The 13401-nt window shown below is 36.8% G+C and carries 14 protein-coding genes; 12 read left to right on the top strand and 2 right to left on the bottom strand.

Annotation, left to right across the window (positions count from 1 at the left end; translation table 11 throughout):
• The first annotated feature begins 13 nt into the window (after positions 1-13).
• From lplT to ACGH6R_RS09490, 12 genes are all read left to right on the top strand, one after another.
• Positions 14-1222 carry a lysophospholipid transporter LplT gene (gene lplT, locus ACGH6R_RS09545; RefSeq protein ID WP_411599597.1) on the top strand — a complete coding sequence of 403 codons (1209 nt, stop codon included), beginning with the start codon at positions 14-16 and terminating at the stop codon, positions 1220-1222.
• Positions 1188-2093, top strand: coding sequence for an N-acetylmuramic acid 6-phosphate etherase (gene murQ, locus ACGH6R_RS09540; protein ID WP_411590365.1), 906 nt, complete (start codon positions 1188-1190; stop codon positions 2091-2093). The genes lplT and murQ overlap by 35 nt, the downstream gene beginning before the upstream one ends.
• 285 nt (positions 2094-2378) lie before the next feature.
• Positions 2379-4118, top strand: coding sequence for a carboxylesterase family protein (locus ACGH6R_RS09535; protein WP_411599595.1), 1740 nt, complete (start codon positions 2379-2381; stop codon positions 4116-4118).
• A gap of 371 nt (positions 4119-4489) precedes the next feature.
• Complete coding sequence (locus ACGH6R_RS09530) at positions 4490-5464, top strand: mannose/fructose/sorbose PTS transporter subunit IIA (RefSeq protein ID WP_220215867.1); 975 nt, start codon at positions 4490-4492, stop codon at positions 5462-5464.
• Between the two features lie 22 nt (positions 5465-5486).
• Positions 5487-6287, top strand: a complete 801-nt coding sequence (locus ACGH6R_RS09525) for a PTS mannose/fructose/sorbose transporter subunit IIC (RefSeq protein WP_411599593.1) — start codon at positions 5487-5489, stop codon at positions 6285-6287.
• Positions 6288-6304: 17 nt separating this feature from the next.
• The gene (locus ACGH6R_RS09520; RefSeq protein WP_411599592.1) at positions 6305-7216 is read left to right on the top strand and encodes a PTS system mannose/fructose/sorbose family transporter subunit IID; all 912 of its coding nucleotides are present in this window, start codon (positions 6305-6307) and stop codon (positions 7214-7216) included.
• A 163-nt stretch (positions 7217-7379) separates the two neighbouring features.
• Positions 7380-7754 (top strand): DUF956 family protein, encoded by a 375-nt coding sequence (locus ACGH6R_RS09515; RefSeq protein WP_411599590.1) that lies wholly within the window; start codon positions 7380-7382, stop codon positions 7752-7754.
• 238 nt (positions 7755-7992) lie between these two features.
• On the top strand, positions 7993-8241 hold the full coding sequence (gene rpsP / locus ACGH6R_RS09510; RefSeq protein WP_065559705.1) for a 30S ribosomal protein S16: 249 nt from the start codon (positions 7993-7995) through the stop codon (positions 8239-8241).
• A gap of 25 nt (positions 8242-8266) precedes the next feature.
• Positions 8267-8794 (top strand): ribosome maturation factor RimM, encoded by a 528-nt coding sequence (gene rimM / locus ACGH6R_RS09505; protein ID WP_220215871.1) that lies wholly within the window; start codon positions 8267-8269, stop codon positions 8792-8794.
• Between the two features lie 16 nt (positions 8795-8810).
• Positions 8811-9563, top strand: a complete 753-nt coding sequence (trmD, locus tag ACGH6R_RS09500) for a tRNA (guanosine(37)-N1)-methyltransferase TrmD (RefSeq protein WP_411599588.1) — start codon at positions 8811-8813, stop codon at positions 9561-9563.
• A 31-nt stretch (positions 9564-9594) separates the two neighbouring features.
• Positions 9595-9945 (top strand): 50S ribosomal protein L19, encoded by a 351-nt coding sequence (gene rplS / locus ACGH6R_RS09495; protein WP_034900792.1) that lies wholly within the window; start codon positions 9595-9597, stop codon positions 9943-9945.
• A 154-nt stretch (positions 9946-10099) separates the two neighbouring features.
• Positions 10100-10708: a MarC family protein gene (locus ACGH6R_RS09490; RefSeq protein WP_411590354.1), complete on the top strand. Its 609-nt coding sequence runs from the start codon at positions 10100-10102 to the stop codon at positions 10706-10708.
• Between the two features lie 112 nt (positions 10709-10820).
• Here ACGH6R_RS09490 and ACGH6R_RS09485 read toward each other — a convergent pair whose 3' ends face one another.
• Positions 10821-12230 (bottom strand): amino acid permease, encoded by a 1410-nt coding sequence (locus ACGH6R_RS09485; RefSeq protein WP_411599587.1) that lies wholly within the window; start codon positions 12228-12230, stop codon positions 10821-10823.
• Positions 12231-12283: 53 nt separating this feature from the next.
• Positions 12284-13390: an alanine/ornithine racemase family PLP-dependent enzyme gene (locus ACGH6R_RS09480; RefSeq protein WP_267380142.1), complete on the bottom strand. Its 1107-nt coding sequence runs from the start codon at positions 13388-13390 to the stop codon at positions 12284-12286.
• Positions 13391-13401: the final 11 nt, after the last annotated feature.

Raw genomic sequence — 13401 nt, 5'->3', positions numbered from 1 at the left:
ATAAGGATATCACATGAACCACAATTCACTATTAAGCAAAGGCATGGTGGCAACCATGCTGGCGCAATTCTTTTCAGCATTTGCAGATAATGCAATATTCTTTGCTATTCTTGCCTATATCAGAAAACTTCAGTACCCAGAATGGAGTGAGTCAGCACTACAAATCGGTTTTGTGATTCCTTTTATCATCCTTTCTCCTTTTGTTGGTCAATTTGCTGACTGTATGTCTAAAGGAAAAGTCATGATGATTTCAAATGCGATGAAGCTATTAGGCGCAGCCTGTATCTGTCTTAATTTCAGCCCTTTTATTGGCTATTTTTTAGTAGGTGTTGGTGCAGCGGGTTATTCGCCTGCTAAATATGGCATTTTAGGCGAACTGACTTCAGGTAATAATTTAGTCAAAGCGAATGGATTGATAGAAGCATCCACTATTGCGGCTATTTTACTGGGTTCACTTGCTGGCGGACATCTTGCCGATATGAATGTCAGTGCGTCCTTACTTGCATGTGTATTAATGTATGGTTTTGCTGTTATTGCTAATATTTTTATTCCTAAACTCCCTGCTGCCAGAAAAGATATTCAATGGAATATAAAGGGTATGATAAAAGATTTTAGTAAAACCGTTCACATTATTCTCAATAATAAACTTGTTTTATATACTTTATTAGGCACAAGTCTATTCTGGGGGGCGGGAGTTACCTTACGATTTTTATTAATCCTTTGGGTACCAGCTGTTTTAAATATTACTGATATCGCAACACCAACAAATCTAAATGCAGTCGTTGCTATCGGCATTGTTATTGGAGCAGGATTAGCCAGCTTACTGATCTCAATCAATAATACGTTACGTTGCATTCCGGCAGGTATTATGATGGGCATTGCCGTTATCGCATTCACTTTACAAAGCAACCTTATTGCTTGTTATGTATTATTAATTGTTATTGGTGCGTTAGGCGGATTCTTTTTAGTACCCTTAAATGCATTAATTCAAAAAACGGGTAAAGATCTCGTTGGTGCAGGCAGTGTCATTTCCGTACAAAATTTAAGTGAATATACTACAATGATGGTTATGTTGGGTCTTTATACTGTTGCTGTATCTTTTAAGATCTCGATAATAACAATTGGCGTTAGTTTCGGCGCTTTATTTGCAATTATCATCTTTTTACTGTGGCTAGGATTAAAAAAGTATGCAACCAATAAATCTATCAAAAATGTTAACTGAAAGTCGTAATCCATACAGCGAAAAAATTGATAGCTGTTCGACGATCGATATACTCAAAATCATCAATAATGAAGATAAGCATGTTGCCGTTGCTGTTGAAAAAGAGTTAGCAAATATCGCTAAAGCAGTGGATGTGATTAGTCAAACTTTTTTAAATCACGGTCGTTTAATTTATCTCGGTGCCGGCACTTCAGGTCGGCTTGGTATTTTAGATGCAAGTGAATGCCCACCCACCTATGGCACCCCTCCTCAACAAGTCATCGGATTGATTGCTGGTGGTCAAACGGCAATTTTTAAAGCCGTTGAAAATGCCGAAGATAATCCTGAATTAGCAATAACTGATTTGAAAAATATTCACTTTTCAGCCAATGATATTTTAGTTGGTATTGCCGCAAGTGGTCGCACTCCCTACGTTATAGGTGGTATGCAATTTGCTAAATCAATTGGCGCAACAGTGATAAGTTTATGCTGTAACCCCAATGCCCCTATGATTGATCTGGCAGACGTCGCCATCACACCAATTGTAGGAGCTGAAGTGATAACGGGTTCATCAAGAATGAAAGCCGGAACAGCACAAAAACTTGTCCTTAATATGTTAACCACAGCTAGCATGATCAAAATTGGTAAAGTTTACGGTAATTTAATGGTCGATGTCGAAGCCACTAATGCTAAATTAATTGAGCGACAAATATCCATTGTCATGCAAGCAACTGAATGTGACCGCCAAACGGCAATGTTAGCGCTTAAACAGAGTGATAGACACTGTAAAACAGCTATTTTAATGATTCTCGGTCACTTTGATGTTAATCAAGCAAAAAAATTATTATCAGAAAATAATGGTTTTATCAGAAAAGCACTATCGGCGAGTTGATAAGATAATTATAGAAAAAATAAACATAAATGGTCTGTTTTTATGATCTATGTCTAATTTTCAAATTAGGATTATTGACAATCTATTACATAATAGAGAAATATAAAAACTGTACCATTTATTTAAACAGAATATTACAGGCATAACAGTGCACTGAGATAATTATAATATGATTTAGTAAGATTAAGCGTAAATTCATCACTTCTTTCATGGATGTATACACTTCTCGCTAATTTCTGATATTAATTTTTTATTCAATTTTTGAAAGACACACAAGGACATTGTATGAGGAGATCACTATTTCATATCGCTATACTTGGTATTTTCATCCTATCAACGCCAATGGTTGTCTATAGTCAAAATCATCAGCTTTTAACAAATTCCAATTTATCAACGATATCCACTATCTCGGATCCTACTTTGATAAAAACCCAATTTGGATTAGTTAAAGGTCAACTCGACAACATCAACAACGTTCTCGTGTGGACAGGCATACCTTATGCGAAAGCACCCTCAGGGGAGCTAAGATGGAAAAAACCGATTGACCCTGAACCATGGGAAGGTATATTTGATGCAACTCAAGCAAGTCCTATCGCATTTCAGCTCAATGAAAATAACATCATTGGTTCAGATAATAGTTTAAATCTCAATATCTATCGACCGAATAATAATAAAAAAAATTTACCAGTTCTCGTTTATATTCACGGTGGAAACAACCAAATCGGAAAAGCAGAAGAGATGACAGGCAACGGCATGGTAACCGATCTGGATGCAATTTTTATCTCAATCAATTATCGTTTGGGGCCACTCGGATTTAATCCGCTTCCTGCCTTGCAAACGGGTGATAAACTCGAAGATTCGGGTAACTATGCGTTATTGGATATGGCAAAATCATTGGATTGGATTAAAGACAATATTACCTATTTTGGTGGAAATCCTCACAATATCACTGTCTCTGGCTTTTCAGCGGGTGGACGAGATGTGATGGCGATGTTAATCTCACCTATTTTTAAAGATAAATTTCAAAAAGCGATCTCTTTTAGTGGTGGTATGACCATTGCAAATAAAGAGGATAGCATTAAAGTCTTTGCCAAAGCTATAGCCCCACTTGCTGTTGAAGATAAAATAAAGCCAACTGAAGAACAAGCTTATCATTGGCTGTTAACCAATCATCCCGATGTCAAAGCATATTTGTATAGCCTATCTTCTGAAAGATTGGTTTCACTAATGAATAATGCCGGAATCAGAATGAGTGTCTTTCCGCATTTATATAACGACGGCTATGTGATCCCCAAAGAAGGGTTTAATACGCATCAATATCATTCTGTGCCATTGATCATGCTGACCGGTACGGGTGAGTTTTCATTATTCGCTAAATCTTCGGCTTATTTTAGTGCATCCTTTAATCATGGTATACCAAGCGGACAAACGCTAACAGCATTTCAATTCGCCAATAAATATGGCGGAAAATTATATGATTTATTTAATGTTTCAGACTCAGCCCAAAAAATGGCACCTTTCTATAAAGCAAAAATTTATGGTATGGAAATAAAATACGGCGAAGATCAAAATATTGTAGGCTTACCAATGGGATTATATGGTGCTTTTCATGGTGTTTTTTTACCACTGATGGATCCGTATTCAGAAAATTATAATGGGTTAATAGCAAATGCTTATAAAACTCAAGGCGCTAAACAACTCAGCAAGATTTATAAAAAATATATTCATAATTTTATCTATAACGGCGATCCTAATGGCAACGATTTAGTCTATTGGAATAATTGGTCTATAACAAATAATAACGCGAATAAAGGACTACTCTATATCAATGCCGACAAAGAAAAAGCTATAGTTTATATGGGAAGACAACATTTTTCTTACCGTGATGTGCTTGATGAAATGGATAACGATCAATCTATCCCACCAGAAATAAAAAAAACGCTTATTTCTGAGGTATTAAATGGTCGGTGGTTTAGTCATGAACTTGATCTTAGATATCATAATAAGTCATTATGGTTAAAATAACTAATCTTAATGAATAAGATTATCGATCTTATTGTTCTGTCAAGAAGTTGAAATTTGTCAATGAGTAAACTTTAACACCCAATGACACAACTCAATTATCAGATAAAAGACTTTAACTTTTTTATGATTAAACATTTTGTATTTTATGAAGGACAACAGATTATTTATACAAAAAGCTATTTACAAAATGGGGATTTATTTCAATAATTCTATTCGAAATAAAACTTATATTGGTTCGTTAATATCACGAATTTCAGCCCTGTTTAAAGTTACAGACTATATTATTTATAGTTAATTTTTAATATCAATTTTTGATAAAAATTTATGACATTTATATTATGAATATAATATAAAAATTGGGAGGTAGTTGTATGGTAGGAATTATTCTAGCAACTCATGGTGAGTTTGCAGAAGGGATTCTACAATCTGGGTCAATGATTTTTGGAGAGCAAGAAAACGTGCAAGCCGTAACCTTGCATCCGAGTGATAGCCCTGAAAGTTTAAAAGAACGAATGTTAGCCGCAATAGCAACTTTCGACGATCAAAATGAAGTACTTTTTTTAGTTGATTTATGGGGTGGCACGCCATTTAATCAAGCAAATAATCTATGTGGTGAACACCCTAATTGGGCAATTGTTGCAGGTTTAAATCTACCGATGCTTATTGAAGCTTATTCATCTCGTTTTTCAATGGAAACTGCTAAAGAAATTGCCGTTGCAATCTTAGAATCAGCGAAAGAAGGAATTAAAGCAACAGTTGAAGCACCGGCTGCAAGCACCACTGCTACTCAACAAACGAATACCATACCTGAAGGCACCGTTCTAGGTGATGGTAAAATGAAAATTGTCTTGGCTCGGGTTGACTCTCGTTTATTACATGGTCAAGTCGCCACCGCTTGGACAAAATCAACCAATCCTAATCGTATCATCGTGGTATCGGATTCAGTATCGAAAGATGAATTAAGAAAAAAACTGATCGAAGAAGCCGCTCCTCCGGGGGTAAAAGCAAATGTCGTGCCGATTAAAAAAATCATCGAAGTTTCGCGCGATCCACGATTTGGCAATACTAAGGCATTATTACTATTCGAAAACCCACAAGATGTATTACGAACTATTGAAGGCGGGGTTGACATTGATACCCTTAATATTGGCTCAATGGCGCACTCTGTCGGTAAAGTAATGGTAAATAAAGTGCTGTCAATGAATGCGGATGATGTAGAAACATTTGAAAAATTAAAAGAAAAACACGTGAAATTTGATGTTCGCAAAGTACCTAATGATTCTAATAGTAATATGGATGAATTGTTGAAAAAAGCGAAAGAAGAATTAGCAGCACAAAAGAATTAGGACTTATACAAGAGGTTATATTATGACATTATCAATTGTTGCTATCATTTTAGTGATAGTTATTGCCTTTCTGGCAGGAATGGAAGGTATTTTAGATCAGTTTCAATTTCATCAACCATTAGTTGCCTGTTCATTAATTGGTTTGGTGACCGGTAATCTTGAAGCAGGTGTTGTTCTGGGTGGATCATTACAAATGATAGCCCTAGGTTGGGCTAACATCGGTGCAGCTGTTGCACCCGATGCGGCTTTAGCCTCTGTTGCTTCGTCCATTATTTTGGTTTTAGGTGGACAAGGTGCTGCAGGCGTAACAACAGCTATTGCTATTGCCATTCCTTTAGCAGTTGCAGGATTATTTTTAACAATGATTGTCCGAACGATTGCTGTACCATTAGTACATATGATGGATGCAGCGGCAGAAGAAGGTAATATCCGTAAAATTGAACTATTACAAATATTAGGTATCTGCTTACAAGGTTTAAGAATTGCCATTCCGGCAGCTGCGCTATTATTTATTCCAGCCGAAACAGTAAAAGGCGCATTAGAATCTATGCCTGAATGGTTAACAACAGGTATGGCAATTGGTGGTGGTATGGTCGTTGCTGTGGGTTATGCCATGGTAATTAATATGATGGCAAATCGTGAAGTTTGGCCATTCTTCATCATTGGTTTTGTGGTTGCAGCTATCTCACAATTAACCCTTATTGCGTTAGGTGCATTAGGTATTGCATTAGCAATGATTTATCTTAGCCTTTCAGAACGTGGCAATTCATCAAATGGTGGAAGCAAAGGTGATCCACTTGACGATATTTTAAATGATTACTAAGTACTTGGAGTAAAAAAATGACTGATAAAATTCAATTATGCAAAAAAGATCGTTTAGCGGTTGCTTGGCGCTCAACCTTTCTCCAAGGTTCTTGGAATTATGAACGTATGCAAAATGGTGGTTGGGTCTATTCAATGATCCCTGCAATAAAAAAACTTTATACCACCAAAGAAGATCGTTCAGCAGCACTTAAACGCCATTTAGAATTCTTTAACACTCACCCTTATTTAGCTTCACCGGTTCTTGGTGTAACGCTTGCTCTCGAAGAAGAACGTGCTAATGGCGCTGCAGTTGATGATGTTGCCATCCAAGGTGTAAAAGTTGGGATGATGGGACCTTTAGCCGGAGTTGGTGATCCCGTGTTCTGGTTTACGGTAAGACCAATGCTTGGTGCGCTTGGTGCATCACTTGCACTTAGTGGCAATGTTATGGGACCAATTTTATTCTTTTTACTTTGGAATATTATCCGTTGGAGTTTTATGTGGTACACCCAAGAGTTTGGTTACCGTACAGGTTCTAAAATCACCGATAATTTATCGGGTGGCTTATTGCAAAAAATTACCAAAGGTGCTTCCATTTTAGGGATGTTTATTCTGGCGGCCTTGGTGCAAAGGTGGGTATCAATTAATTTTCAACCTGTTGTTTCAAAAGTTAAATTGGGCGACGGTGCTTTTATTGATTGGAATCACTTACCAGCTGGTTCAGAAGGCATTCAAACCGCATTACAACAAATGCAAGCGGGGTTATCCCTTACTCAAGAAAAGGTCACCACCCTACAAAATAATTTAGACCAACTGATACCAGGACTGGTTCCGTTACTTTTAACCTTTTTATGCATGTGGTTATTACGTAAAAAAGTATCACCAATCTTAATAATCCTCGGACTCTTTGTTGTCGGGATTGCAGGACATGTGATTGGTCTTTTATAAGTTCAAACTTTAAGTAATCGATAAAAAGCATAATTTACTGTTTAAATTATGCTTTTTTATCTTTTATCAATAAATATTTGAATAATTGAGTCCAAAGGTTTTGGCTGTTCACATTATAAAAAAACAATAAATTAACTTTAGTATTAATATGGAAGTCATATAAATGGTTCAATCATTAAACTCCAAAATAGACCTAACCGTTAAAGCTACCGCATTTACAGCTTTTACCGAGTATGGACAAATTATGATTGGAAATAAAGCGTTGGAATTTTATCATCAGCGAGATGCACGTAAATACATCCAAATCCCATGGCAAGAAGTCAAATATGTTTCTGCATCCGTCTTATTTGGGGGAAAATGGATACCACGTTATACTATCCACACAAAACAAAATGGCTCCTTTACCTTTGCCTCAAAAAATCCTAAAGACGTATTAAGAGCAATCCGAGTTTATATTGGTGGTGACAAAATGGTAAAATCATTAGGTTTTTTTGGTGTTTTAAAGCGAGCATTTACTCGCAAACCAAGTCAAAAATAATCGATGCTAATATCCAAAATATTATAAATTATTCTAGCGTTATTCATGGTGAGGGTGACAACAGATAATGAATGCTATTTTGTCTATTCATTTTTTAATTGAATCTATTATATACTATCTTGTCTCTATCAATCATAATCAGTCATTGCACTTTTTGCCAGAAGGAGTATAATTCTGGGGCTTTGATTCTGTCCATGTTGGGCAGGAAAAAGATTATTTTTTAATTTAAGAGGATGTTATGGTAACTATTCGTTTAGCTCGTGGTGGCTCTAAAAAGCGCCCTTTTTATCAAGTAGTTGTCACTGATAGCCGTAACCCACGTGATGGTCGTTTTATCGAACGCATTGGTTTCTTTAATCCAATTGCACAAGGTAAAGCAGAAGAATTACGTTTAGATCTTGATCGCGTAAATCATTGGGTTGGTTTAGGTGCAACTGTTTCTGATCGTGTTAATTCATTGATCAAACAAGCACAAAAAGCTGCTTAATTAAGTAATAGATAGTCACTGTAAAATGAATACTGAGAATTTCATTGTTGTTGGTAAACTTGGTTCAAGCTACGGCATTCGTGGATGGCTCAGAATTTTTTCGTTTACAGAATTTCCGGATAGTATTTTTGATTACACACCTTGGTATATCCAGCGAGCTGGAAAATGGCAAGAGGTAATCGTAGAAAGCTTTAAACCCCATAATCAAGATATGATTGTGAAACTCAAAGGTGTTGACGATCGTGATCAAGCCAATGCATTAACCAACATTGAAGTGTTTGTCGATGCTGAAAATTTGCCTGAACTGAATCATGGTGATTTTTATTGGAAAGATCTGATTGGGTGCCGAGTAAAAACAGTCAACGGTTACGATTTAGGTCAGGTCACTGATTTAATGGAGACCGGCTCTAATGATGTATTGGTGGTAAAAGCAAATCTAAAAGATGCATTTGGAGCAACAGAACGTTTAATCCCTTTTGTTGAAGAACAATTTATTAAACAAGTTGATCTAACAACAAAAATGATTGTGGTCGATTGGGATCCTGCTTTTTAATTGGTAAGGTAACACTATGTGGATTGGCGTAATTAGCCTTTTTCCCGAAATGTTTCAAGCCATTACCTGTTATGGCGTAACTGGTCGAGCTGTAAAAAATGGGCTGTTAACAGTAAATTATTGGAATCCGCGCGACTTTGCGCATGATAAGCATAAGACTGTCGATGACAGACCTTATGGCGGTGGGCCGGGTATGTTAATGATGGTACAACCCCTTAGGGATGCAATTCATGCAGCGAAAGCTGTGGCAGGTGACAATACAAAAGTAATCTATCTTTCCCCACAAGGGCGCAAATTGAACCAACAAGGCGTTTGCGAATTGTCACAAAATCAAAAATTAATTTTGATTTGTGGACGTTACGAAGGTATTGATGAACGCGTGATCCAAACCGAGATTGACGAAGAATGGTCAATTGGAGATTACGTATTGAGTGGTGGTGAATTACCGGCAATGACGATGATTGATGCACTGGCAAGATTTATTCCCGGCGTGTTAAATCATGAATCATCAGCAGAAGAAGACTCTTTTGCTAACGGTTTACTTGATTGTCCTCACTATACCAGACCTGAGGTGTTAGATGGAATGGCGGTGCCTGACGTGTTAATGTCTGGTCACCATGAAGCGATTCGTCGTTGGCGATTAAAACAATCCCTTGGACGAACTTGGTTAAGAAGAGAAGATCTTCTTGAAAATCTAGCTCTGACTGATGAAGAGCAATGTTTACTCACTGAGTTTCAACGTGAATATCAGGATAAACATAGCCATTAAGATTTCAGTATAACTAGTAAGAGATAATATTATGAAAAATGCAATTATTCAGCAATTAGAACAAGAACAAATGAAAAAAGACATCCCGTCTTTTCGCCCGGGTGATACGGTTGAAGTAAAAGTATGGGTTGTTGAAGGTAACAAAAAACGTCTTCAAGCATATGAAGGTGTGGTTATTGCAATTCGCAATCGTGGTTTACATTCTGCATTTACAGTACGTAAAATTTCGAATGGCGAAGGTGTTGAAAGAGTATTCCAAACTCACTCACCGATTGTTGATTCAATTACTGTGAAACGTCGTGGTCAAGTACGTCAAGCTAAACTTTACTACTTACGCGAACTTCGTGGTAAAGCGGCTCGTATTAAAGAGCGCCTAAACTAGTTTTTATTGATTAACAATAAAAAACGATTAAAATAGATTAAATTAAATATGGTCACCATTAAGGTGACCGTTTTTATGTGTAACCAATATTTTTTCCCACCAGCTATCGTTGACACAATTCAAGCAATATCTTGGTCGAATAAAAGGTAATACTATGGCTAACTATCTTGTTGAGATTCTTGCCACAACAATAAAATTATTTGCATTAATGACACCACCTGCTGTATTAAGTGCATTTTTGAGTGGTACAAAACAGTATGATGAACAAGCACGCCGAAAAACCGCACGTAAAACGTCTTGTGCCGTGTTTATTATTGGCATTGTGCTATTCTTTTTCGGTAATGCGATGTTTAGTATTTTTGGCTTTACTCTCGATGCATTTCGAATTGGATCGGGGGCATTACTCTTTGTAACGGCAGTGGCATTAATGAACGATTCGCCTGACAAAAATAAAATTAATAGCGATGATGATATTAGTGTTGTCCCTTTGGCTATCCCACTTTGTATGGGCCCCGCATCAATTGGTACAATTATCGTATTAGGGACAAGTTCAGATGGTTTAATTCAAAATTTAATTGGTGCGTTATCACTATTAATTGCATCAAGTGGTATTTATGCCATGTTATTATGCTCTAAAACCATCGCTAAAGTTTTAAAAAATACCGGAATTGCAATTTTATCAAAATTAACCGGATTATTGATTTCAGCAATTGCTGCCCAAGTCGTATTTACTGGCGTCGCCGGAATTTTAAATCTTAATTAGTCTGATCATTGAATATATTAGATAATGACAAAGGTCAGATGTTATCTTCTCGGTAATCACTACTACGTTTACGGTAGTAAGTGATTACACCAACCTTATTTAACCAAATAGTTTAGTCATTTGTATGGGGCATAATTAATTTTCTTTTTTTGAAGAAAAAATACGAACTGATAATAATCATAATTAATACCAATTCCGATATAAAAATAAAATAACCGGATTCACCAAACCAAACTCCAATAATGATAATCGTATTAATCACCATCGAAATGATCGCAAGCCATGGATAAAATGGCGATTTAAATTTAATGGTCTCTTGCGGATATTTCCCCTTATTGACCCCTTGACGAAACTGAAATTGACACCAAGCGATAATAATCCAAGCAAAACATCCAACCTGCCCTGTCGCTGCAACCAAATAAAGATAAAGTTTTTCCGCAGCAATGTACTTTGAAAATAATGATACCAGCGCAATAATGGATATAAACAATATTCCTTTGGTTGGCACACCCCGCCTATTTACCTCTGCAAAATATTTTGGTGCTAAATTATCCTGAGACATTGACCATAACATTCTAGAACTGGCATAAATTGCAGAATTAGCTGCCGATATAGCGGCGCAAAAAATGACAAATAACATGACATAAGATGCAAAATTGATGCCTGCTTGCGTAAATACCCAAACAAAAGGGCTTATCTCTTCTTGTGCATTACCATAGGGATAAACAAGTGCCAAAACTGCAATTGCTAAAACATAAAATAGGATGATTCTAAAAGCGACACCTGTAATTATTTTAGGTAAAACGGTTTGTGGTGATTGGGCTTCCCCTGCTGCACTTCCTATCAATTCAACGCCTTGAAAAGAGTAAGTGACAATTGTCATACAGACAAAAATCGCTGAAAAACCGTTAGGAAACCATCCGTTTTCTGTTTTCAATGTTGGTAGCACATGGGTGTCAGCATATTGATGATATAGCAAGTAAATACCTGTCCCGATAAAAGCAATAATTGCCAGAACTTTTATTGTTGAAAACCAGTATTCACTTTCGCCGTAAGCTCGTACCGATGTGAGATGTACAAAGGTTAAAACAATTAAAATAATTAGACTAAACAGATAAATAGGAATAGAAGTGATAAATTGGTGAGCAATAATTGATGCCGCCGTTAAATCAGCCGCCATCGACAGCACCCAACTTAACCAATATAACCAACCTATAGTATAGCTCCAAATGGGATTAGGTATAAACATTAACGCATAGTGCTGGAAAGAACCGGCATGAGGAAATGTGCATGAAAGTTCACCTAAACAGAGCATGGTGGAGAGCATAATACAACCAGCCATCAAATAAGCAATAATCGTCCCTAGCGGACCAACCGTGCTAAGTGGTGCAGCAATACCAATAAATAATCCGGTACCAATCGAACCACCCAAAGAGATCATCAACAGATGCCGATTTTTTAAATTCTTTTTTAAACTAGTGGTACTCGGATAGGAACTTCCTTGATATTCAGATGTTGCCATGTAAACCGCCTAGTAAGGTAAAAAAGCTGCTGGAAACCAGCAGCTAACACGAATTAATAAATAAACCGTTTTTCTACACCATTCGTTTGACATGCCATAAGTAAGGCTGTGTAATCGAGTTCAAAACCAATCATATCACCTACTTTCAGTGTTTCTAACACATCTTCAATATCAACGATGGTATGATCACTGGTTTGCCCCAAAACCGTAATACTATCATCGATAGGTACACAGTTTTCAGCCGGCACATCTTGACGACCAAAAGCAAGTAGTGCACGTTTACGAGTACCATGATCGACAAAGGTTTTACTATTTAAAAAGGCATCGACTCCAAGCTCCCCTACAGGCACGGTTGGCTTACTATTGAGTTCAATAATTTGTGCATATAGCTTATAGATATCGCTACAGGCTTTATCGACAGGTTTATTGGAATGATGAAATTCATCCAGATATTTCATATCGACATATTCAATACCAAACTCATGTAGACCACCTATTCTGATGTGATTCAATCCTTTAGGCCAAACACCTTTATCTAACAAATGGTAACTAGTACAATTACCGGCAGATAAATATTTAATTTTAATGCCACAAGTTTCCTCTACTTTGCGTGCTATGTGTAAAAAATCAACACCATTTTTAACCGTAGGCAAAACAGTTCCATAGCAGTTAAAGTTGGTGCCAAGCCCATAAAGCTCAACACCCGGTAACGAAAGAATAAGATTGACGGTATCAATAATGTCATCAAGATGCTCAAACCAGATACCTTCTCGTAAATCCCCCATATCCACCATGAGCAATACTTGGTGAATCTTTCGCTGTTTAACGGCCTCATCAGATAAAGCCGTTATGACTTGTTTTTCACTATTTAAGCTAATATCCGCATATTTCACCACGTCGCTGATTTCACTTAAACAAGGACTACGTAATAAACACGTTTTACAATTTAATGCCTCTTTGAGTTTTTTTAAATTGTAAGTTCTTGATTCAGCAATAACATCAATACCACCCTCTAATACAGCTTTCGCTGTTTCGACGCAGCCATCAAATACTTTATTGACAGCCATGACTTCAATGCCGTGTTTAGCTAAAATGTCTTTCTCAACACGGGCATTTTCTTTTAATTTGCGTAAATCAATTTCCAATATGGGTTTGTACATGCTTTACTCCT

It is taken from the genome of Gilliamella sp. CG13 (genome assembly GCF_046635805.1).
Lineage (GTDB): Bacteria > Pseudomonadota > Gammaproteobacteria > Enterobacterales > Orbaceae > Gilliamella > Gilliamella apicola_I.
The sequence above is the reverse complement of the archived record's forward strand: the minus strand, read 5'-3'. Positions and strand labels throughout refer to the sequence as shown.